We start from the raw sequence: 20736 nt of genomic DNA on the forward strand, positions 1-20736 counted from the left end.
CACGTCCGAGAGCCCGACATCCTGAGGCGGATGCCGGGCTCTCGGGCCGTTCGCGGACTACTTGCTGAGGAAGTCCTTCAGCGCGGCGTTGACCTCGTCGGCGTGGGTCCAGAGCAGGCCGTGCGGGGCGCCCTCGACCTCGACGTAGGTCGCCGCGGGCACTGCCTGGTGGAACCGGCGGGCGGTGGCGTCGATCGGCAGGATGTTGTCCTTCGTGCCGTGCAGGATCAGGGTGGGCTTGCCGGCGTCGCGCACGGCGTCGACGTCGCCGCGGAAGTCCTCGATCCAGCTCGGGACGACCGCGTAGGCCGCGACCGGGGCGCTGGTGACCGAGAGGTTCCAGTTGGCGTCGACGACCTGCTGGCTGATGCGGCTGCCGAGGTTCTCGTCGAGGTTGTAGAAGTTGTTGTAGAAGTCGGTGAACCACGCGTAGCGGTCGCCCTTGGCTGCAGCCTCGATGCCGTCGAAGACCTCCTGCGGCACGCCCTCGGGGTTGTCATCGCGCTGCACGAGGAACGGCTCGAGCGAGGCGAGGAAGGCGAGCTTGGCGACGCGGTCGTGGCCATACGTGGCGACGTAGCGGGCGAGCTCGCCGGTGCCCATCGAGAAGCCGACGAGCACGACGTCGCGCAGGTCGAGGGTCTCGAGCACCGTGTTGAGGTCGGCGGCGAAGGTGTCGTAGTCGTATCCGGTGCCGACCTTCGAGGACTGGCCGAAACCGCGGCGGTCGTAGGTGATGACGCGGTAGCCCTGAGCGAGCAGCTCACGGGTCTGGCGCTCCCAGCTGTGGCCGTTCAGCGGGTACCCGTGGATCAGGACGACGGGCTCACCCGATCCCTGGTCTTCGTAGTAGAGCTCGATCGGGGTGCTGTTCTCGTTTCCGACGGTGATGTAGCCCATGGTCCTGATCCTTTTCGGTCCGGTGAGAACGGTCGTTCTCGCTGATGTCTTCACTGTAGAGAACGATCGTTCTCATGTCAAGTACACTGGGGTGATGACCGACGACACAGTGCGTGAACAGATCCTCGCGGCGGCCGACGAGCTCTACTACCGCAAGGGATACGCGGCCGTCGGCATGGATGAGCTGCGGGCTGCGGCCGGCGTGTCGCTGCGTCGCCTCTATGCCCTGTTCCCATCCAAGACCGACATCGTCACGGCCGTCCTCGCGCGCAAGCACCGAGAGTGGGAGTCGGGACTCACGGGAGCCGTGGCGGATGCCGGGGCAGACCCCCGCGAACGCCTGCTCGCCGTCTACGGGTACCTCGAGGACTGGTTCTGCACTGACGACTTCCGTGGCTGCGCGTTCATCAACGCGTTCGGCGAGCTCGGTGGCACGAACCCCGAGGTGGCCGAGATCGTGCGCGATCACAAGGCGTCGTTCCAGGCGTACATGGCCGACCTCGTCGTGGCGGCCGGAGCGCCGGCATCCCTCGCCGCGCAGCTGTCGATCCTCGCCGAGGGTGCGCAGAGCACCGCGGCGATCGCCGCCGACCCGCAGGTCGCCGTGCAGGCGCGCAACGCCGCCGAAGTGCTGATCGGCGCCGCCGTCGCCGCCTGACCGCAACGGGAGAGCAGATTTAGCTAGCTTGGCTAGCGTTTATGCATCCCGGTGTCAAGGCTGGTGCGTTTGCGCCCTCGCGCGCGTATGTTGCGAGCATGGACTCCCGGACGCAGGACATCGCCCGCCAGACGATCATCATCGCCTCGGCCACCTTCATGCTCATCGCAGCGGCCGTCGGATCCGGTGCCTTCGGTGGCACCTCGGTCAGCGAGCTGCAGGATGGAGCGCTCTCGGCGCAGGGCTCATACCTCGCGCCGGCCGGCCCCGCCTTCTCGATCTGGTCGCTGATCTACATCGGCCTCATCGCCTACACGGTGTGGCAGGCGCTCCCGGCGCAGCGGGCGGATGAGCGCCAGCGAGCTGTCGGCGGATGGATCGCCGCGTCGATGATCCTCAACGGGCTCTGGCTCGTGACGGCGCAGTTCCTGTCGCTGCCGCTGACGGTCATCGTGATCGCCCTGCTGCTCGCGACCCTCGCTCGCGTCATCGTGATCCTCGGCCGCAGCCGTGCCCGCACCTGGCCCGAGCGCATCGTCGTCGACGGCGCGAACGGCCTGCACTTCGGCTGGGTCACCATCGCGACCGTCGCGAACACCACTGCCTGGCTCACGCAGATCGCGCCCGAGAGCTGGGCTGATCAGGCCGAGATCTGGGCGGTCGCCGTGCTCGCCGTCGTGCTCGTGATCGGGGTTGCCAGCGCCCTCGTCACCAAGCGCATCGCCCCTGCCCTCGCGACCGCATGGGGTCTCGGATGGCTCGCCGTCGGTCGTCTGACCGGCGAACCCGAGAGCACCGTGACCGCGATCGCCGCGATCATCGTCGCGGTCGCCCTCGTCGCCGCGGGTGTCTGGGGAGTGCTGCGCCGCCCTCGCGCCGACATCGCGCTCTGATTCAGCGCTCGGTCGGCGTTCACAACTCAGCACAGATCGTGCGTGCGACGAGGTGAACCCGCCGATTCCGTCGGTTGACAGCAGCTCATGCTGAGTTGTGAACCGAGAATGACGAGAACGGCAGACCTGGCTCAGAGCACGAGACGGTAGCCCATGCCCGACTCCGTGAGCAGGTGCACCGGTGCGCTCGGCTCGGCCTCGAGCTTCTTGCGCAACTGCGACATGTACAGCCGCAGGTAGCCCGAGTCGGACACCTGTTCGCTGCCCCAGATCTCCTTGAGCAGGTCCTGCCGGGTGACCAGGGCTCCGGGATGCCGGGCGAGGTGCTCGAGCATGCGCCATTCGGTCGGTGTCAGGTGCACGCGCGCACCCGCCCGGGTGACCGTCTTCGTCGCGAGGTCGACCACCACATCGCCGAATCCGACGGTGGATTCCCCGCCCGCGGGCACCGCCCGACGAGACAGCGCCCGCAGCCGCGCGAGCAGCTCGTCGACCTGGAAGGGCTTGGTGACGAAGTCGTCGGCTCCGGCATCCAGGGCCTCGACCTTGTCGGCGGACCCGGTGCGACCCGACACGACGATGATCGGCACGGTCGTCCAGCCGCGCAGCGCCTGGATCACCTCGATGCCGTCGAGCCGCGGCATGCCGAGGTCGAGCATGATGAGGTCGGGGTGAGTCTGTGCGGCGACGGCCACGGCGGCCGCGCCGTCGGGCGCGACCACCACCTCGTACCCGTGGGCGGCGAGGGTGATGCGCAGTGCGCGCACCATCTGCGGGTCGTCGTCGGCGATGAGGAGCTTCACTCCGTCTCCTCCTGCATGATGTCGGGCTCTGCTGCGAGGGGCAGCGAGATGACCATGGTGAGTCCACCGCCGGGGGTGTCCTCGGGTGTCAGGGTACCGCCCATGCCCTCGGCGAATCCGCGCGAGAGGGCGAGGCCGAGGCCGAGGCCGGTGGTGTTGTCGGTGTCGCCGAGGCGCTGGAACGGCTGGAAGATCTCGTCGCGCTTCTCGGCGGGAACGCCGGCACCGCGGTCGATGATGCGGATCTCGGCGTGGTCGCCGATCGTGCTCGTCGAGACGATCACCCGGCTGTCGGCGGGCGCGTGACGGTGGGCGTTCGCGATGACGTTGACGAGCACTCGCTGCAGCAGCACCGGGTCGGCCGACACGGCGGGCAGCCGGGCATCGAGCGCGAGCTCGACATCCGACGGCCCGAGGCCGAGCTCGTCGACGGCAGCGAGCACGGGGCCCGCGACATCGAGCCGCATGGTCGAGACGGCGAGCACTCCGGCCTGCACCCGGCTGACGTCGAGCAGGTCGGTCACGAGCGACGACAGGGTCGCGAGGCTCTCGTCGGCGGTCGCGAGCAGCTCTTCCCGATCGGATGCCGACAGCGCGTGCGCCCCGCGGAGTCCGCCGATCGCGGCGACGGCTGAGGCCAGAGGGCGGCGCAGGTCGTGGCTGACCGCCGAGAGCAGGGCGCTGCGCACCTGGTCGGTCTCGGCGAGGGCAGCGACCTCGCGCGCCGTGGCACGCAGGTCGGTGTGCTCGATGGCCGCCGCCAGCTGCGCGACGATCGCGTCGAGCAGGCGTCGGGCGGGGGTGTCGAGGGGTTCGCCGTGCAGCTCGAGCACGGCGGGTGCCGATCCTCCGGCACCGACCGGGATGGTCGTGGCGCGTCCGTCGGGCACGGGTTCGCCGTCGCTGGCGAGCACCTCGCCGTCGGCGGTGAGCAGGCGGACGCCGGTGAGTCCGAACGCCTCGCGCGTGCGGCTGACGAGGGCGAGCACCGCGTTGTCGCCGCGCAGCACGTTGCCGGCCACGGCCGCGAGCAGCTCTGCTTCCGCGGCGGCGCGCTGGGCGGTGCGGGCTCGTCGGGCGGCCTGGTCGACGATGATGCTGACGAGGATGGCGATGGTCACATACAGCGCGAGGGCGAGCACGTGCAGCGGGTGCGCGATCGTGATGGTGAAGAGCGGGGCGACGAACAGGAAGTCGAGGGTGATGCCCGACAGCACCGCCGCGAAGACGGCAGGCCGCACGCCTCCCACCAGGGCCACGATCACGACGAGCAGCTGGAAGGCCAGCACTTCGACCGTGATCGACTCGGGGCTGCGGAACGCGAACATCGCCCACGAGAGCAGCGGGCCGACGACGAGCGCCAGTGCGAACCCGAGCGCTTGACGCCGCCAGCCGAGGGCGCCGCCGGTGATGCGGGGGAGTGCGACGCGGCCGCCCGCGGCGGCGTGAGTGACGATGTGCACGTCGATGTCGCCGGAGCGGCGGATGACCTCCGAGCCGATGCCCGGTCCCGTCAGCGCCGCCGCGAGACGCCCACGCCGGCTGACACCGATCACGAGCTGAGTGGCATCCGCCCCGTGGGCGAACTCGACGAGCGTGCCGGGGATGTCGTCGCCGATGATCTGGTGGAAGCTGCCGCCGAGGGATTCGACGAGCGACCGCTGCGCGGCGAGGGCGCCGGGGGTCTCATCGCGCAGCCCGTCCTGCGCGGCGACGTGCACGGCGAGCAGTTCGCCGCCAGCCGAGCGTGCGGCGATGCGGGCCCCTCGGCGCAGCAGCGTCTCGCCCTCGGGTCCGCCGGTGAGGGCGACGACCACGCGCTCGCGCGCCTGCCAGGTGCCCTCGATGCCGTGGTCGGCCCGGTAGCTGCGCAGCGCGCTGTCGACCTCATCGGCGAGCCACAGCAGTGCGAGTTCACGCAGAGCCGTGAGGTTGCCCAGCCGGAAGTAGTTGGACAGGGCCGCGTCGATCCGCTCCGCCGGATAGACGAGTCCGGCGGAGAGACGGTCGCGCAGCGACTGCGGTGCCAGGTCGACGACCTCGATCTCGTCGGCGGCGCGCACGACGGCATCCGGGATCGTCTCCTGCTGCGCGATGCCGGTGATCTTCTCGACCACCGCGTTCAGCGACTCGATGTGCTGCACGTTCACGGTCGTGACGACGTCGATGCCCGCGTCGAGCAGCGCACCGACGTCCTGCCAGCGCTTCGGGTTCTGCGAGCCGGGGGTGTTGGTATGCGCGAGTTCGTCGACCAGCGCGATCTCGGGTCGGCGTGCGAGCACCGCATCCAGGTCCATCTCGCTGAGCGGCACGCCCCGGTGCAGATCGGTGCGACGGGGGACCTCGGGAATGCCGATGGTCTGCGCGGCGGTCGCCGCGCGCTCATGCGTCTCGACGATCGCGATCACGACGTCGCGGCCCTCGTCGAGCAGCCGGCGCCCTTCGACGAGCATCTCGAAGGTCTTGCCGACACCGGGGGCTGCGCCGAGCAGCACGCGGAGTCGGCCGCGCCGCGGCATCCGCTCTGCCGTCATCAGCCCTCCTGCTCATCGAGCGCGAGATTGAGTTCGGCGACGTTGATGCGTTCTTCGCCGAGGAATCCCAGATCCCGCCCTTGAATCCTAGACTCCACGAGGTCGCGCACCTGCTGCGCGGGCAGGTCGCGCTCGGCCGCCACCCGCGGCACCTGCAGCAGCGCGTACGCGACGCTGATGTGCGGGTCGAGGCCGGATCCGGATGCCGTCACGGCGTCGGCCGGCACAGCAGCCGGGCTCACGCCCTCGCGCTCGGCGATGGCTGCCTGGCGCTCGCCGATCGACGCGACGAGGTCGGGGTTCTCCGGACCCAGGTTGCTGCCGCTGGACGCGGCTCCGTCGTAGCCGTCACCGGCGGCCGACGGACGCGACTGGAAGTACTCGGGCAGCGCCTCGCCGTCGGCATCCGTGAACGACTGACCGATCAGCGAGCTGCCCTTGTCATCGCCCAGCGGCGAGCCGTTCGCCTGGAACGGCAGGAGCAGCTGACCGATGCCGGTGACGACGAGCGTGTAGCCGACGCCGAGCACGAGGGTGAGCACGAGCATCGCGCGGATGGCGACGCCGGTGGTGCGGGCGACGGTGCGGGAGGAGGACATGGAGTGCCTTTCGATGAGAGAAGGACGAAGACGGACGCCGGTCAGAAGCCGGGGATGAGGGTGATGACGAGGTCGATCAGCTTGATACCGATGAACGGTGCGATCACTCCGCCGAGGCCGTAGACGAGCAGGTTGCGCTGCAGGATCTGCGAGGCGCTCGCCGGGCGGTACTTCACCCCGCGCAGCGCGAGCGGGATGAGGAAGACGATCACGATCGCGTTGAAGATGATCGCGCTGGTGACCGCGGACGCCGGCGAGTGCAGCTGCATGATGTTGAGCGCCGCGAGGCCCGGGAACACCCCCATGAACATCGCCGGGATGATGGCGAAGTACTTGGCGATGTCGTTCGCGAGCGAGAAGGTCGTGAGCGCGCCGCGAGTGATGAGCAGCTGCTTGCCGATGCGCACGATGTCGATGAGCTTGGTCGGGTCCGAGTCGAGGTCGACCATGTTGCCGGCCTCCTTCGCGGCCGACGTGCCCGTGTTCATCGCGACGCCGACGTCGGCCTGGGCGAGAGCGGGGGCGTCGTTCGTGCCGTCGCCCGTCATGGCGACGAGTCGCCCGCCCTCCTGCTCACGCTTGATCAGCTCGAGCTTCTGCTCGGGTGTCGCCTCGGCGAGGAAGTCGTCGACGCCCGCCTCCTTCGCGATCGCGGCGGCGGTCAGCGGGTTGTCGCCCGTGATCATGACCGTGCGGATGCCCATGCTGCGCAGTTCCTCGAACCGCTCGCGCAGGCCGTCTTTCACGATGTCCTTGAGGTGCACGACGCCGAGCACCTCGCCGGATCCCGCCGGACGCTTCACGGCGACCACCAGCGGGGTGCCGCCGCTCGTGGCCACGCCGTCGACGAGGCCGGCGAGTTCGGCATCCGTGTCGAGCCCGAGCCAGGCGTCGATCGCCGAGCCTGCGCCCTTGCGGATCTGCGTCCCGTCGGCGAGGTCCAGTCCCGACATGCGGGTCTGCGCGGTGAACGGCACGACCACGGCATCCGCCGGCTCGTCGACCCGGATGCCGCGGCTCAGCGCCAGCTCGACGATCGAGGCGCCCTCGGGCGTGGGGTCGGCGAGGGATGAGAGGGCAGCGACACGCAGCAGCTCGTCGGGGTCGACGCCGCCGAGGCGAAGCACCTCGTGGGCGCGGCGGTTGCCGTAGGTGATGGTGCCGGTCTTGTCGAGCAGCAGCGTCGTGACGTCGCCTGCGGCCTCGACGGCGCGGCCCGACATCGCGAGCACGTTGCGCTGCACGAGACGGTCCATGCCGGCGATGCCGATGGCCGAGAGCAGGGCGCCGATCGTGGTCGGGATCAGGCACACGAGCAGGGCGATCAGCACCGGGATGCTGACGGGCGAGGCCGCATACGAGGCGATCGGGTTGAGCGCGAGCACGACCACGACGAACACGATCGACAGGCTCGCGAGCAGGATGTTGAGCGCGATCTCGTTGGGTGTGCGCTGACGGCTGGCGCCCTCGACGAGCGCGATCATGCGGTCGACGAACGTCTCGCCGGGCTTCGAGGTGATGCGCACGACGATGCGATCCGACAGCACGCGGGTGCCTCCGGTGACAGCGCTGCGGTCACCGCCGGACTCGCGGATGACCGGGGCGCTCTCGCCGGTGATGGCCGATTCGTCGACGGTCGCGATGCCCGCCACGATGTCGCCATCGCCGGGGACCAACTCGCCGGCCGTGACGATCACGATGTCGTCGCGCTGCAGCTCGGCCGATGAGACGTCGACCGCCTCGGTGCGCTCGGCCGTGGCATCCGTCGCCGAGTCATAGCGGACGACCTTGCGGGCCATCGTGCTGGTGCGGGTCTTGCGCAGACTCGCGGCCTGGGCCTTGCCGCGGCCCTCGGCCACGGACTCGGCGACGTTGGCGAACAGCACGGTCAGCCACAGCCAGATCGCGATGCCCCAGGTGAAGGGTGCGGGCACGGGTGTTCCGCCGGAGTCGGCCGGGCCGCCGAGGAGCGGCTCGGCGATCGCGAGCACGGTCGTGAATGCGGCACCGACCCAGACGAGGAGCATCACGGGGTTGCGCACGAGCGACGCGGGGTTGAGCTTGCGCAGGGCGCCGGGCAGGGCCTGCGTCAGCTGTGCCCAGCCGAATGAGCGGGGCGGTGCGGTCGGGGCGGGGGCGGATGCCGCAGCATCCTGCTGTTCCGAGGGCGTGGTGGTGAGGGTCATGTCAGACGAGTCCTTCAGCGAGGGGTCCCAGTGCGAGCACGGGGAAGTAGGTGAGTGCTGTGATGATGACCGCGACGGCGGCGAGGAGCCCGACGAACTGCGGCCGGTGCGTGGGCAGCGTTCCGGTGTTCTCCGGCACGCGCTGCTGTGCGGCGAAGGATCCGGCCAGGGCCAGCACGAGCACGATCGGAAGGAACCGGCCGAGCAGCATCGCGATGCCCAGTGCGGTGTTGAACCACGGGGTGTTCGCGGTGAGGCCGGCGAAGGCCGAGCCGTTGTTGTTCGACGCCGAGGTGAAGGCGTAGAGCACCTCGCTCATGCCGTGCACGCCGGGGTTGAGGATGCTGGTCGCCTCGACGTCGGCGCGGATGCCGGGGATCGCGAAGCTCAGGGCCGTGCCGACAAGAACGAGGGTGGGCGTCACGAGGATGTAGAGGCTCGCGAGCTTGATCTCCTTCGGGCCGATGCGCTTGCCGAGGTATTCGGGGGTGCGGCCCACCAGCAGTCCGCCGACGAACACCGCGATGATCGCGAGCACGAGCATGCCGTAGAGGCCGGAGCCGACGCCGCCGGGGGCGACCTCGCCGAGCATCATGTTGAGCATCGGCATCATGCCGCCGAGTGCCGTGTACGAGTCGTGCATCGAGTTGACGGCGCCGGTCGACGTCAGGGTGCTGGCGCTGCCGAACAGGGTCGAGCCGAGGATGCCGAAGCGCACCTCCTTGCCCTCCATCGCCGCACCCGCGAGTTCCGGAGCGCTGCCGCGGCCGGCGAGTTCGAGAGCCGAGAGCGCGAAAGTCGAGATCAGGAAGATCGTTCCCATCACGGCGGCGATCGCATAGCCCTGGCGGTTGTCGCCGATCATGCGACCGAACGTGCGGGGGAGTGAGAACGGGATCACGAGGATCAGCAGGATCTGCAGCAGGCTGGTCCAGCCGGTCGGGTTCTCGAACGGATGCGCCGAGTTGGCGTTGAAGAAGCCGCCGCCGTTCGTGCCGAGCAGCTTGATGGCCTCCTGCGAGGCGACCGGCCCGCCCGGGATGGTCTGCGTGCCGCCCGAGACCGTGGTCACATCCGTGAAGCCGGCGAAGTTCTGCACCACGCCGCCCGCGATCAGGGCGATCGCGCCGAGCAGGGCGATCGGAAGCAGGATGCGTCCGAGTCCGCGGATCAGGTCGACCCAGAAGTTGCCGATCGTCGTCGAGCCACGGCGAGCGAAGCCGCGGATCAGAGCGATCGCGACGGCGAGGCCCACGGCTGCCGAGACGAAGTTCTGCACCGTGAGGCCCGCGAGCTGCACGGTGTAGCCCATGGTCTGCTCGGGCGAGTACGACTGCCAGTTGGTGTTCGCGACGAATGACGCCGCGGTGTTGAACGCGAGCCCTTCGGGCACGGCCGGGAGTCCGAGCGACTCGGGCAGGAAGCCCTGCAGACGCTGCAGCCCGTAGACGAGCAGCAGACCGACCACCGAGAAAGCGAGCACGCTGCGGGCATAGGCCCGCCAGGTCTGCTCGGATGCCGGGTCGACGCCGATCAGTCGGTACAGGCCGCGCTCGGCCTTCAGGTCGCGCGGGGTGCTGAAGACGTGGGCCATGTAGTCGCCCACCGGGCGGTACAGCAGCACGAGGGCGATGATGAGGACGGCGGCCTGCAGGACGCCGAACCAGATGTCGGCACCCGCGCCCATCAGAACTTCTCCGGGGCGACGAGAGCCACCACGAGGTAGACGACGGCGGCCACGGCGAGGGCGGCGGCGATGATCTCGAAGACGCTCACAGTCGTTCCACCCCCTTCGCGACAAGAGAGACGAGGGCGAACAGCGCGAGAGTCAGCGCGATGTAGATGATGTCGAGCACGAGACTCGATACAACTCCCGTGCGGACCGGCATATGGCGATCCTCACGCTTTGCCTACGGGGCCGTGCGGGATGCATGCGACTTGCTCACATCTCGGGGTCGATCCGACTTTCTCGCATCTCGTTGTCGCATCCGTCGTTCGTCGTTCGTGGTTCGGGTAGGAGGTCCCCGATCGGGTGGCCTCAGACGCGAGAGGTGCGGTGGTGACTGTGTACAACGACCCGATGGTGGCGAACCTCGTCTACCGGCTCGAGGCTGAGCACGCCGAGGAGCAGATCGTGCGACGTCGGGAGGCGCTCGAGCATCCTGGTCTGATCCGGCGCCCTTCCCTCCGTGTGCGCGCTCGCCGCCTCTGGGCGCGCATCTCTTCCGGCGGAAGCGGGGAACCGGGATGATCGTCCTGACGGCAGGATCGGAGCGGAACCTGCTCGATCGAGCGGACGGAGAGACCACAGGTGACGCGGCGACGAGGTCGGATCGAGGGTTCTCGGTGAACACCGACGTCGCAGAGCACGTCGCGCAGGTCTATCGCGACGAGTGGGCGCGCATCGTGGGAGGTCTCACCCGACGATGCGGTGATCTCGACCTCGCCGAGGAGATGGCTGCTGAGGCGTTCGCGTCGGCCGCTGAGCGGTGGCCGAACGAGGGCGTGCCGCCCAATCCCGCCGGCTGGATCACCACCACGGCCTACCGAAAGGCCATCGATCGACTGCGTCGTGAGTCGTTCCGCGATGCCAAGCAGCGGGAGGCTCTCATGCTGCACGATCCCGAACCGCCGGAGCCGACGGGCGTCATCGACGACGATCGCCTCCGTCTGCTCTTCACCTGCTGCCATCCGGCGCTGTCACTCGAAGCACGCGTCGCCCTGACCCTGCGGATCATGGGCGGGCTCACCGTCGAGGAGATCGCCCGGGCCTTCCTCATCCAGGAATCTGCGGTGCGGCAGCGCATCACCCGAGCCAAGGCGAAGATCAAGACCGACCGGATCCCCTATCGGATGCCGGCTGCCGACGATCTCCGCATCCGGATCGACGGAGTGCTCGCAGTGCTCTATCTGATCTTCAACGAAGGGTATTTCGCGTCCGGGGCCGGAGTGCCCGCACTGCGTCGCGAGCTGACGGGCGAGGCGATCCGGCTCGCCGGACTGCTCCGCGAGCTGCTGCCCGCCGACGAGGAGGTCACGGGTCTGCTGGCGTTGATGCTGCTCAGCGAGGCGCGCGCCGCGGCACGCGTCACCGACGGCGGCGAGCTGGTGCGCCTAAATGAACAGGACCGTGGCTCGTGGGACCACGAGCTCATCGGTCGAGGCCTCGCACTGCTCGACGAGCCACCCACCGCGGCCCCCGGTCGTCACCGACTGCTGGCCGAGATCAACGCGGTGCATGTGCGGGCGACGGATGCCGAGCACACCGATTGGGCGCGCATCGTCGGACTCTACGAGCAGCTCGAGCGGATCGATTCCAGCCCGGTCGTGACCCTCAGCAGGGCGGTCGCCGTCGCAGAGCGGGACTCGCCCGAACGAGCACTGCTGATCGTGGAGACGCTGCGCGATGCGCTGGATAAGTTCCATGCCTTCCACGTGACGCGCGCAGAGCTGCTGCGCGCTGCGGATCGGTCGGACGATGCTCGGGCTGCCTACGAGCGCGCGATCGCCCTCGCCGACAACACCGCGGAGATCATCCACCTGACCCGACGCCGCGACGAGCTCGCGGCGTCCTTCGCACCCGGGGAGCCCGGGCGCACGACGAATGGAGAGAGCAGATGAGCAACAAGTACCTCGTGATCCACATGACCGACCCGACCGGCGGCACGATGCCGCAGGGAGAGGATCAGCGCCTTCTCGAAGACTGGGCGGATGAGGGCAGGGCGGCCGGCAGCCTGGGCGAGGGCGCACCCGTCGCCGGGGCGGACCAAGCCAAGTCGGTGGCCGTGCGAGACGGCAAGGTGCTCGTCACAGACGGCCCCTTCCCCGAGTTCAAGGAATGGTTCGCCGGCTACGACATCGTCACCGCCGAGTCGATCGACGAGGCGGCGAGCTTCATGGCGAAGCACCCGACCGCCGTAATGGGGCGGGTATACATCCTGCCGGTGGTCAAGCTCCCCTGGGACGAGGACTGAAGGCCGGACTGCTTAGATCGGTTGCGCTCGACGGCGGTGACGGTGGCGATCCCTGGTGCGTCGAGTGTGGCGGATGGTGTTCCGGCTGCGGAGATCGTCTATGACGCGCGGGGCAACACGACGCGTCTGGGTGACATGCAGTTCACCTATGACGCGGCGAACCGTCATGTCGGGACGACCTACGCGGATGGTTCGACCGTGGCGATCGCGTGGGATGCGACGGGGCGCATCGTGTCGCGGACGATGGATCCGGCGGGGTCTGCTCCTGCGGTGGTGACGCGGTATCTGTTCGCGGCGGCGGGGGATGCGGCATGGGGTCAGAAGGTCGGCACTGCCCTGACCCGCAGTCTCGGATTGCCGGGTGGGGTGTCATGGACGAATCAGGCGGGCATGGTGACGTGGTCGTTCCCGAATCTCGCCGGGCACGGGCTGATGACACGTTCGGGCGGGACGAACGGGGCGTTGCTGCTGTGGGATCCGTTCGGGCGGCCGGTGGATCCGGTGACGTTCGCGTTCGGCACGGCGGCGTCGAATGACACTGGTCAGGTGGCTGGCAACACGCTGTGGCATCAGGGGTCGTTGAAGCCTGCGGAGTCGGTGGGGTCGACATTGGTGGTCGAGATGGGTGTCCGGCTGTATGTGCCCGCGCTGGGCCGGTTCCTGCAGGTCGACCCTGTCGAGGGTGGCGGAGCGAACGACTACGCGTGGCCCACCGACCCCATCAATATGCATGACCTCAGCGGCAGAGCTTGGTGGGATGACGCGGCAAAGTGGATTACGGATAGTCCAGCGGGCAACGCGTTGATGTTCGCATGCGGATTCATCCCGGGCGCTGTTGGCATGGCGTGTGGTGCGATTGAGACAGCTGCCTATGTTGTGCAAGGCCGCCTCGGCGAAGCCGCCGTATCGGCCGTGACAATGGTGGCAAGCTCTGTCGGAGGGGGTGCGGCCATTCGGGCCCTGAACGCGGCCTCAGCAGGCGCCATTGCAAATCGAACGCTGCACGTGGGAGTGTCGGCTGCACGGCCGAATCGCGCAACGATCCGCGCAGTGACTCAGCAGGTGCGGTCGAACAACCGATGGCTCGGAAACGGGGTGGCAAACGTTATGGTCGGGTCGGCGAGCTACGCAGCCAAGCCAGTGGCTGCAGTGTGGACTGTCAACTGGGGCAAGCCCTATAGGGCGATGGGACGCTCGTGGGGAAGGTGAGAGGTTCTGGCCGCGGTGCCCGACTGGGCTGTTTGCTCTTGGGTGCGGCGGCTAGTGGCCTGTTCGTCGTGGTCAGCTGGGGCTCGGAGTACTGGTGGATTGGAGTTCCGGTATACGGCGTCGCCGTGGCCGCACTCCTTCGGTCGTTCTTCCTTGGCGTGTGGGCTGGGCCTGGCGAAGTAGTCGTGGTGTCGTGGTTTCGCCGCTACTCCTTCACTCGCGGACAGGTCTCGGCTTTCGATGTGACTCGCTACTACGGTGCGGGTGGCGATGGCGTCGGATGGCTCCCGTTCATCGGTTCCCTGCGCATGATCGAGGTAGAGCGTGTGACAGGTCGACGGGTGCCTCTGCCCGTCACCGTCGGGCGTAGCCGCAACGTCGTTCTCCTCGCTCGGCTCATGAGGGAAGCGCTCGAGATGAACCCCCACTAGCGTAGGAGCAGACGCAAGTGAGAAATCCCGGTGAACGCCTTCCGGAGTGCGATCAGATCCTTCGCCCAGTGCGCCGCAAGCATCAGCGGATGCGGCGCGGCGGTCCCGGACGCTCACCGGATCACACTCCCTCCGGATCTACACTCAGCGAGTGAGTGCGACGCGACGGCGGCTGGGAGCGGGGACGATCATCGTCCTGGCGCTCATCGCCGTGGCACTCGTCTGCATCGTCACGGGCGTCCTGCCGTCAGCGGATGCCGGGGCGCTCGGTGCCCGCATCGCACCGGTGCTCGGGTTCGTCATCGCGATCACGATCGTCGCTGAGCTGGCCCGGGATGCCGCGGTGTTCGACGTCGTCGCTCAGCGTCTGGCTCGGTGGGGGCACGGGCGCGTCATCCTGCTCTGGTTGTCTGTCGTGGTGCTCGCCGTCATCAGCACGGTGTTCCTGTCGCTCGACACCACGGCGGTGATCGTGACGCCGGTCGTGGTCGTGCTCGCGCAGAGCGTCGGCATCCCCCCGCTGCCGTTCGCCCTCGTCACCGTGTGGCTGGCGAACACCGCATCTCTCGCACTGCCCGTGTCGAACCTCACCAACCTGCTCGCGGCACGGTCGATCGGTGACGACCCGCTCGCGTTCCTCGCACTGAGCTGGGCGCCGACACTCGTCGGGGTGCTCGTGCCCGTCGTGATCCTCACGCTGCGACACCGGCGCACGCTTTTCGGCGGGTATCGCACTCCGACAGGCGGTGCCCCTTCCGACCGGATGCTCTTCTGGGCGGCGTCCGCCATCCTGCTGCTCCTGATGCCGCTGCTCGCAGTGACCCATGACGTGTGGATCCCCGCGACGGTCGCAGCGCTCGTGCTCATCGTCGTGTTCGGCATCCGGCGTCGCCATGTGCTGCGACTCTCGCTCGTGCCATGGCAGGCGATCGGCCTGGCGGCGGCCCTGTTCGTCGTGGTCGAGACCGCGCACGCGAACGGCATCCTCGACTTCCTGTCGGTCCTCGCGACCAGTGGACACGCGCCCGCAGAACTGCTGCGTCTCTCTGCGGCGGGCGCGCTCGCCGCGAACGGGGTCAACAACCTGCCCGCCTACCTGATCCTCGAACCCACAGCCGGCGATCCGGTCGCGCTCATGGCGCTGCTGATCGGCGTGAACCTCGGCCCCCTGATCACCCCGTGGGCATCGCTCGCCACCCTTCTCTGGCATCACAGGGTGGTGTCGCTGGGTGTCGAGATCCGCTGGGGCAGCCTGATGCTCTGGGGAGCGATCGTCGCCGTGCCGACGGTGCTGGTCGCCACGCTCGTGCTCGTCTTGGTCGCAGGCTGAGATCCGGCATCCCGATCCCGGCCGCAGGGGAGGGAAAAGGGCAGCGACTCGCGTCACGGGATCTGGGGGAGGTCCGCGGCACGACATGGGGAGTGTGTGCCGGGTGAGGGTCGCTGCCCTACTCCACAACGCTACGCACATGCCGTCGGATCCGGTGAAACTTCAGTGCCTGATGTATGGTGCGTCGGCATGACACCGGCATAAAGTGTGCCCGTGGGCGACATCAGCGCATCTCTGCCGATCCGGCCGCGGCAGCTGATCCGCGACCAGGTCTTCGCCACGCTCGCCGAAGAGATCATCTCTGGGCGCATGCAACCCCTCGAAGAGATTCGCGACCAGGACTTGCAGGCCGAATACGGCGTCTCCCGCACGCCCATCCGCGAGGCTCTCAACCGTCTCGCCGATCTCGGACTCATCGAGGTCAGCACCAACCGGTTCACACGCGTCGCGCCGGTCGACCTCGAGGCACAGGCGGAACGTGTCGAGACCGCCGTCGCCATGATCGGATACTGCGCCGTCAGAGCAGTGCCGACCTACACCGACGAGCAGGTCGCCTCTCTGCACGAGAGGATCGACGGACTCCTGGTCGCCGAGCTCGCAGGAACCTCGAGTCGCGAGGGGCTCAGCCTCTGGTACGCGCTGTGGGGCGAGATCGTGCTCAACGCCCACAACCAGACGATGATCGACATCCTCGACGGTCAGCTGGTGCTGCACCTCACCCGAACAGTGCCCGCGCAACGCGTGCCCGACGAACTCGTCGACTACATGCGCGCGGCCCTCGATCAGCTGCGTGCCCTGCTCGATCGGCGCGACGGCGTCGGGGTACGAGACCTCATCGAACCGCTGTTCCTGAGATCGACGATCGAACCTCTCCGCGCGGCGGCGGCGCTCGCCGCGGCATCCGCCTCCGTCTCCGCCGGCTCGACGCCCGCCGTCCTCTTACCCGGGGACTGACATGCCCGACCGGCGGATCGACAGGCTGAACTCCACGCGACTGCTGGGAGGGATCGAGCAGCCACCGCCCGTCATCACCTCCCGCGCGGATGCCGTCGTCGACTCGCTCGCGCACTCGATCGAGTCGGGCGAACTGGCGCCCGGCGATCCCTTATCGGTCACCGCCCTCGCACAGCGGCTCACCGTCGCCGCGGCGACCGTGCGATCAGCCCTCGGCACCCTTGAATCGATGCATCTGATCGAGCACCGTCTGAACAGGGCGTCGGTCGTCGTGACGCCGACCCCCGCGTGGTTCGTCGCTGTCGCCGCTGAGTGCTCCGGCCTGTCGATCGCGGCGGCCGACCTCGGCATCGCGGAGGCGACCGAGGCGCAGATCGCCGATCTCGCCGAGCGGGCGGCGACCGTCCGCAAACTCTGGGCGTCGGACGAGAGCGATCAGGTCATCGGAGCGGAGGGGCTGTGGGAACTGCTCGACCTGCTCGCGGTGTTCTCGCGCAACCGACACCTCAGCGCCCTGCACGCGTCGAAGCGCACGGCGCTGGTGCTCGGCATCCGCTCGCTCAGCCGGCCCCGCAACCCCGCCATGCTCCGATCGGTCGTCGACGCGCTCGTCGCCGCAGCGCGCGATCGCGACCGCCTCGAAGCGACGGATCTGGTGAGAGACCTCTACACGTTCGTGGTCGACGGGGTCACAGAACTCTGACGCGTCGGTGTCCACTCCTCCGCGAGGATGCCGTAGTTGAGCCCGTCGAGCCACTCGCCCGACCGGTGCAGAGCGGTCTTGCGGCTGAACTCCTCCCGGCGCATGCCGAGCCGCTCCATCAGACGCCACGAGGGCTCGTTGTCGGCGAAGCATCCGGCGTGCACCCGGCGCAGCCCCAGCGGACCGAAGCAGACGTCGATCACGGCGCGGATGGCCTCGGTCGCATAGCCGCGACCGGTGTGCGCGGGGTCGAGCACCCAGCCGAGCTCGGCCTCGACGCCCCTCGCCTGATCAGCGACCTCGAGCTGCGCCCAGCCGTCACCGATCCTGATCATGATGTCGCCGATCGGCGTGGGCCCGTCGTTCTCCGTGATCAGCTCGACGAGGTACATCGACGTGAGGCGGCCGGGGTCGAGATACCGCTCGCGGAACTCCTCGAGTGTGGCCGGCGCGAGTCCGAGCCACCGGTTCACCACCGGCCGTCGACGCCACTCCCACATGACGTCGACGTCGGGTGCCGTCATCGGCCGGATCTGCAGCCGCTCGGTGCGGACGGGCCAGACGTCGGTGTGCGGCGAATCGGTCATCGCCCCAGCCTATTGAGGGGCGTGGCCGGACACTCGACGCATCTCGGCCGCGAGTGCCGCGTTCGTCTCGTCGAACCGCCCGGTGATGGTGTCTCGCACCTCGGGAGACTTGTTCTGGCTCAGCTTGGCGCGCGCGTCGAACCGGTCGACACGCATCCTCAGCCCGACGGTTCCCTTCGCCGCTCGCCGGGTGCCGGCCTCGTCCTCCGACAGGCTGCGCCCGTGCGGCATTCCCTTCTCGAAGTGGTCGGTCAGCTGCGCGAGCATGGCGTAGTTCTCCTCCTCGGTGAGGATCTCGGGAGTGCCGTAGAGATGAGCGGTCACGTGGTTCCAGGTGGGCACGAGGTCGCCGGGTGCATAGAGGCTGGGCGACACGTAGTCGTGGGGGCCCTGGATGATCACGAGCACCTCGTGCGCGCCCAGTTCATGCAGCTGCTCGTCCGGCCGACCGAAGTGGCTCGCGATCACGATCTCGTGTTCGTCTTCGATCAGCAGCGCGGGGTAATGCGAAGCGATCAGCCCTGTGCTCGCGGGGGACACGAACGTGGCCCACGGGTTGCCGCGGATCAGGCGCTTCACCTCGAGCGGGTCGGTCATCAGGTAACGGGGTGTGTGGCGCATCAGAACTCCTCGTTCAGGGGGCGGGTGGTGGGTCGGGGATGGATCAGTCGGGTGCGCACCGCGAGCGCGGCGCACACGATGACGGCCAGGCCGCCGAGCGCGGTGGGCCATCCGATCTGCTCATGAAGAAGCAGCGCGGCCCACGCGATGCTCATCACGGGTTGGACGAGCTGGATCTGGCTCACCGGGGCCATGGGCCCGATCGCGAGCCCGCGGTACCAGGCGAAGAATCCGAGGAACATGCTCACCACGCCGAGGTAGGCGAAGGCGAGCCACTGCACCGGCGATGCCGTCGGCGAGTCGGCGACCGCCGAGGCCAGGGTCAGCACGAGCATCAGCGGCGCGGCGAGCACGAGCGCCCACGACACGGTCTGCCAGGCTCCGAGCTCCCGAGCGAGCAGGCCGCCCTCCGCATAGCCGACAGCCGCAGCGAGCACCGCGGCGAACAGCAGCAGATCGGCCCAGTGGAGTGCGCCGAGATCCCCGTTCTGCAGTGACGCGAAGACCACCGCCGTGATGGCGCCGAGTGCGGCGAACCACCAGAACGCACGTCCCGGCCGTTCGCGCGTGCGGAGCACGACGATGACGGCCGTCGCTGCGGGGAGCAGGCCGATCACCACGGCGCCGTGGCTCGCCGGTGCGGCGGTCATGGCGAACGACGTCAAGAGGGGGAACCCGGCGACGACACCACCGGCCACGATCGCGAGTCGCCACCATTGCACCCTGGTCGGCGGATGCTGCCGGGCGGCCGCCAGAGCGATGGCAGCGAGCGCTGCGGCGACGACCGCGCGACCGGATCCGATGAACAGAGGCGAGAGGCCGCCGACCGCGATGCGGGTGAAGGGGAGGGTGAACGAGAAGGCGGCGACGCCGAGAAGCCCCCACCAGAGGCCCGCACGGGATAGCGCTGTGCGAGCAGGAGCGATAACGCTACTCTGTTCTTTCATGAGTCAGGATAGCAGTGACCGGATCGTAGGAGAACTGCGTCGGTGGATCGAGGCGGCGCCTCCGGGGTCTCGGGTTCCCTCGAATCGAGCGCTCGTCGCGCAGTACGGAGCGAGCCCTGTGACGGTGCAGAAGGCGATGGGACGCCTCGCCCGGCTGGGCCTGATCGAATCCCGACCAGGCGCGGGGACGTTCGTGCGCGCGCAGAAGACGCCGCGCCCCGCCGACTACGGCTGGCAGACATCCGCGCTCGGGGCTCCTCCCGCGCGACTCGCCGGGCTCACCTCGACGCAGCGCACTGTCGCTCCCGACGCGATCGGCATGCATTCCGGGTATCCGGCGGTCGACCTGCTTCCCGAGCGGCTGGTCCGTCAGGCGATCACCCGTGCGGCACGCACCTCGTCAGCGCTCACTCGCTCGCCCGCCGCCGGGATGCCGGAGCTGCAGGCCTGGTTCGCGGCCGAGCTCGCGGCATCCGCCCCCGCAGACGTCACTCCGGCATCTGCCAGGGATGCGCTCGTGATCGCGGGCAGCCAGAGCGGGCTGAGCTCCATCTTCCGAGCCGTGGTCGGGGCCGGGCAGCCTCTGCTGATCGAGTCGCCCACCTACTGGGGTGCTCTTCTCGCCGCCGAGCAGGCCGGGGTGGTGCTGGTGCCGATCCCGTCGGGGCCGGACGGGCCCGATCCGGATGCCGTCGAGCGGGCGTTCGTCGAGACCGGCGCTCGTGCGTTCTACGCGCAGCCCACATTCGCCAACCCGACGGGCGCCAGGTGGCCCGCGTCGACCAGCCTCGCCGTTCTCGAGAGCGTGCGGCGGCACGGTGCCTTCCTCATCGAAGACGACTGGGCGCACGATCTGGCCATCGACGGCGATCCGCGTCCGATCGCGGCGATGGACGATGACGGCCATGTCGTCTATCTCCGTTCGCTGACCAAGAGCGTCTCGCCCGCGCTGCGGATCGCCGCGGTGATCGTGCGGGGTCCGGCGCGCGAGCGCATCCTCGCCGACCGTGCCGCCGAGTCGATGTACGTGAGCGGGCTGCTGCAGGCTGCCGCGCTCGACGTCGTGACCCAGCCGGCGTGGAAGAGCCACCTGCGTGGCTTCCGCGACCACTTGAGGGCGCGACGCGACCTGCTGCTCGCGAGCCTCGCCGAGCACGCCCCGACCGCGACGGTCGAGACGGTGCCGGCCGGTGGCCTCAACCTCTGGGTGCGGCTTCCGGAGGGCACCGATGTCGTCGGCGTGGTCCGAGGATGCGAGACCCGCGGCCTCATCATCTCTCCCGGATCCGAATGGTTCCCCGCGGAGCCCTCCGGAGCCTATGTGCGACTCAACTACGCGAACGCCGACCCGACGCGATTCCCCGAGGCGGCGGAGATCCTCGGCGGTGTGCTCGCGGCATCCTGACC

At 68.9% G+C, this 20736-nt stretch carries 20 protein-coding genes; 10 read left to right on the forward strand and 10 right to left on the reverse strand.

Annotation, left to right across the window (positions count from 1 at the left end):
* Nucleotides 1–57: 57 nt before the first annotated feature.
* On the reverse strand, nucleotides 58–900 hold the full coding sequence (locus BMW26_RS01630) for an alpha/beta fold hydrolase (protein ID WP_072590579.1): 843 nt from the start codon (nucleotides 898–900) through the stop codon (nucleotides 58–60).
* Between the two features lie 94 nt (nucleotides 901–994).
* On the opposite strand from BMW26_RS01630, the gene BMW26_RS01635 reads away from it, so the two are divergent.
* Nucleotides 995–1558 (forward strand): TetR/AcrR family transcriptional regulator, encoded by a 564-nt coding sequence (locus tag BMW26_RS01635; protein WP_072592185.1) that lies wholly within the window; start codon nucleotides 995–997, stop codon nucleotides 1556–1558.
* Between the two features lie 98 nt (nucleotides 1559–1656).
* The gene (locus BMW26_RS01640) at nucleotides 1657–2451 is read left to right on the forward strand and encodes a TspO/MBR family protein (protein ID WP_072590580.1); all 795 of its coding nucleotides are present in this window, start codon (nucleotides 1657–1659) and stop codon (nucleotides 2449–2451) included.
* 131 nt (nucleotides 2452–2582) lie between these two features.
* On the opposite strand, the gene BMW26_RS01645 is transcribed toward BMW26_RS01640, so the two are convergent.
* Genes BMW26_RS01645 through BMW26_RS17540 form a run of 6 tightly spaced genes read right to left on the reverse strand, consistent with a single transcriptional unit; the run spans nucleotide 2583 to nucleotide 10349 of the window.
* Nucleotides 2583–3254, reverse strand: a complete 672-nt coding sequence (locus BMW26_RS01645; protein ID WP_053098537.1) for a response regulator — start codon at nucleotides 3252–3254, stop codon at nucleotides 2583–2585.
* The gene (locus BMW26_RS01650; RefSeq protein WP_072592186.1) at nucleotides 3251–5773 is read right to left on the reverse strand and encodes an ATP-binding protein; all 2523 of its coding nucleotides are present in this window, start codon (nucleotides 5771–5773) and stop codon (nucleotides 3251–3253) included. The genes BMW26_RS01645 and BMW26_RS01650 overlap by 4 nt, the downstream gene beginning before the upstream one ends.
* Nucleotides 5774–5787: 14 nt before the next feature.
* Entirely contained in the window at nucleotides 5788–6387 is a 600-nt protein-coding gene (kdpC, locus tag BMW26_RS01655; RefSeq protein ID WP_072590581.1) for a potassium-transporting ATPase subunit KdpC, read from the reverse strand.
* Between the two features lie 41 nt (nucleotides 6388–6428).
* A complete protein-coding gene (gene kdpB, locus BMW26_RS01660) occupies nucleotides 6429–8573 on the reverse strand; it encodes a potassium-transporting ATPase subunit KdpB (RefSeq protein WP_072590582.1) in 2145 nt (714 codons plus the stop codon).
* 1 nt (nucleotide 8574) lies between these two features.
* The gene (gene kdpA, locus BMW26_RS01665) at nucleotides 8575–10260 is read right to left on the reverse strand and encodes a potassium-transporting ATPase subunit KdpA (protein WP_072590583.1); all 1686 of its coding nucleotides are present in this window, start codon (nucleotides 10258–10260) and stop codon (nucleotides 8575–8577) included.
* The gene (locus BMW26_RS17540; protein WP_072590584.1) at nucleotides 10260–10349 is read right to left on the reverse strand and encodes a potassium-transporting ATPase subunit F; all 90 of its coding nucleotides are present in this window, start codon (nucleotides 10347–10349) and stop codon (nucleotides 10260–10262) included. The genes kdpA and BMW26_RS17540 overlap by 1 nt, the downstream gene beginning before the upstream one ends.
* Nucleotides 10350–10632: 283 nt before the next feature.
* Here BMW26_RS17540 and BMW26_RS01675 point away from each other — a divergent pair, with 283 nt between their 5' ends.
* From BMW26_RS01675 to BMW26_RS01710, 7 genes are all read left to right on the forward strand, one after another.
* A complete protein-coding gene (locus tag BMW26_RS01675) occupies nucleotides 10633–10824 on the forward strand; it encodes a hypothetical protein (RefSeq protein WP_157557387.1) in 192 nt (63 codons plus the stop codon).
* Complete coding sequence (locus tag BMW26_RS01680) at nucleotides 10821–12194, forward strand: RNA polymerase sigma factor (RefSeq protein ID WP_083569256.1); 1374 nt, start codon at nucleotides 10821–10823, stop codon at nucleotides 12192–12194. Before BMW26_RS01675 ends, BMW26_RS01680 begins: the two co-directional genes overlap by 4 nt.
* Nucleotides 12191–12547 carry a YciI family protein gene (locus BMW26_RS01685; RefSeq protein ID WP_053098543.1) on the forward strand — a complete coding sequence of 119 codons (357 nt, stop codon included), beginning with the start codon at nucleotides 12191–12193 and terminating at the stop codon, nucleotides 12545–12547. Before BMW26_RS01680 ends, BMW26_RS01685 begins: the two co-directional genes overlap by 4 nt.
* A gap of 42 nt (nucleotides 12548–12589) precedes the next feature.
* Nucleotides 12590–13756 carry an RHS repeat-associated core domain-containing protein gene (locus tag BMW26_RS01690; RefSeq protein ID WP_157557388.1) on the forward strand — a complete coding sequence of 389 codons (1167 nt, stop codon included), beginning with the start codon at nucleotides 12590–12592 and terminating at the stop codon, nucleotides 13754–13756.
* Nucleotides 13757–14338: 582 nt separating this feature from the next.
* Entirely contained in the window at nucleotides 14339–15517 is a 1179-nt protein-coding gene (locus BMW26_RS01700) for an SLC13 family permease (RefSeq protein WP_198032364.1), read from the forward strand.
* Nucleotides 15518–15730: 213 nt separating this feature from the next.
* On the forward strand, nucleotides 15731–16471 hold the full coding sequence (locus BMW26_RS01705) for a GntR family transcriptional regulator (protein ID WP_072590588.1): 741 nt from the start codon (nucleotides 15731–15733) through the stop codon (nucleotides 16469–16471).
* 1 nt (nucleotide 16472) lies between these two features.
* Nucleotides 16473–17174 carry a GntR family transcriptional regulator gene (locus BMW26_RS01710; RefSeq protein WP_072590589.1) on the forward strand — a complete coding sequence of 234 codons (702 nt, stop codon included), beginning with the start codon at nucleotides 16473–16475 and terminating at the stop codon, nucleotides 17172–17174.
* Here BMW26_RS01710 and BMW26_RS01715 read toward each other — a convergent pair.
* Genes BMW26_RS01715 through BMW26_RS01725 form a run of 3 tightly spaced genes read right to left on the reverse strand, consistent with a single transcriptional unit; the run spans nucleotide 17138 to nucleotide 19329 of the window.
* On the reverse strand, nucleotides 17138–17761 hold the full coding sequence (locus BMW26_RS01715) for a GNAT family N-acetyltransferase (protein ID WP_072590590.1): 624 nt from the start codon (nucleotides 17759–17761) through the stop codon (nucleotides 17138–17140). The two genes, BMW26_RS01710 and BMW26_RS01715, sit on opposite strands and share 37 nt — an antisense overlap.
* Before the next feature lie 9 nt (nucleotides 17762–17770).
* A complete protein-coding gene (locus tag BMW26_RS01720; RefSeq protein ID WP_072590591.1) occupies nucleotides 17771–18382 on the reverse strand; it encodes an FMN-binding negative transcriptional regulator in 612 nt (203 codons plus the stop codon).
* Nucleotides 18382–19329, reverse strand: coding sequence for a DMT family transporter (locus BMW26_RS01725; protein WP_072590592.1), 948 nt, complete (start codon nucleotides 19327–19329; stop codon nucleotides 18382–18384). The genes BMW26_RS01720 and BMW26_RS01725 overlap by 1 nt, the downstream gene beginning before the upstream one ends.
* Between BMW26_RS01725 and BMW26_RS01730 the strand changes: the two genes are divergently transcribed.
* Entirely contained in the window at nucleotides 19328–20734 is a 1407-nt protein-coding gene (locus BMW26_RS01730; protein WP_072590593.1) for an aminotransferase-like domain-containing protein, read from the forward strand. The genes BMW26_RS01725 and BMW26_RS01730 overlap by 2 nt on opposite strands.
* Nucleotides 20735–20736 lie beyond the last annotated feature (2 nt).

The organism is Microbacterium sp. 1.5R (assembly GCF_001889265.1).
In the GTDB taxonomy this organism is placed as follows: Bacteria; Actinomycetota; Actinomycetes; order Actinomycetales; family Microbacteriaceae; genus Microbacterium.

Bases quoted from the DNA above. Each gene is read 5' to 3' on its own strand.
- BMW26_RS01685 (WP_053098543.1), top strand. From the start codon at position 12,191: ATGAGCAACAAGTACCTCGTGATCCACATGACCGACCCGACCGGCGGC.
- kdpC (WP_072590581.1), bottom strand. From the start codon at position 6,387: ATGTCCTCCTCCCGCACCGTCGCCCGCACCACCGGCGTCGCCATCCGC.
- BMW26_RS01730 (WP_072590593.1), top strand. From the start codon at position 19,328: ATGAGTCAGGATAGCAGTGACCGGATCGTAGGAGAACTGCGTCGGTGG.
- BMW26_RS01720 (WP_072590591.1), bottom strand. From the start codon at position 18,382: ATGCGCCACACACCCCGTTACCTGATGACCGACCCGCTCGAGGTGAAG.
- BMW26_RS01630 (WP_072590579.1), bottom strand. From the start codon at position 900: ATGGGCTACATCACCGTCGGAAACGAGAACAGCACCCCGATCGAGCTC.
- kdpB (WP_072590582.1), bottom strand. From the start codon at position 8,573: ATGACCCTCACCACCACGCCCTCGGAACAGCAGGATGCTGCGGCATCC.
- BMW26_RS01680 (WP_083569256.1), top strand. From the start codon at position 10,821: ATGATCGTCCTGACGGCAGGATCGGAGCGGAACCTGCTCGATCGAGCG.
- BMW26_RS01650 (WP_072592186.1), bottom strand. From the start codon at position 5,773: ATGCCGCGGCGCGGCCGACTCCGCGTGCTGCTCGGCGCAGCCCCCGGT.
- kdpA (WP_072590583.1), bottom strand. From the start codon at position 10,260: ATGGGCGCGGGTGCCGACATCTGGTTCGGCGTCCTGCAGGCCGCCGTC.
- BMW26_RS01640 (WP_072590580.1), top strand. From the start codon at position 1,657: ATGGACTCCCGGACGCAGGACATCGCCCGCCAGACGATCATCATCGCC.
- BMW26_RS01710 (WP_072590589.1), top strand. From the start codon at position 16,473: ATGCCCGACCGGCGGATCGACAGGCTGAACTCCACGCGACTGCTGGGA.
- BMW26_RS01635 (WP_072592185.1), top strand. From the start codon at position 995: ATGACCGACGACACAGTGCGTGAACAGATCCTCGCGGCGGCCGACGAG.
- BMW26_RS01715 (WP_072590590.1), bottom strand. From the start codon at position 17,761: ATGACCGATTCGCCGCACACCGACGTCTGGCCCGTCCGCACCGAGCGG.
- BMW26_RS01725 (WP_072590592.1), bottom strand. From the start codon at position 19,329: ATGAAAGAACAGAGTAGCGTTATCGCTCCTGCTCGCACAGCGCTATCC.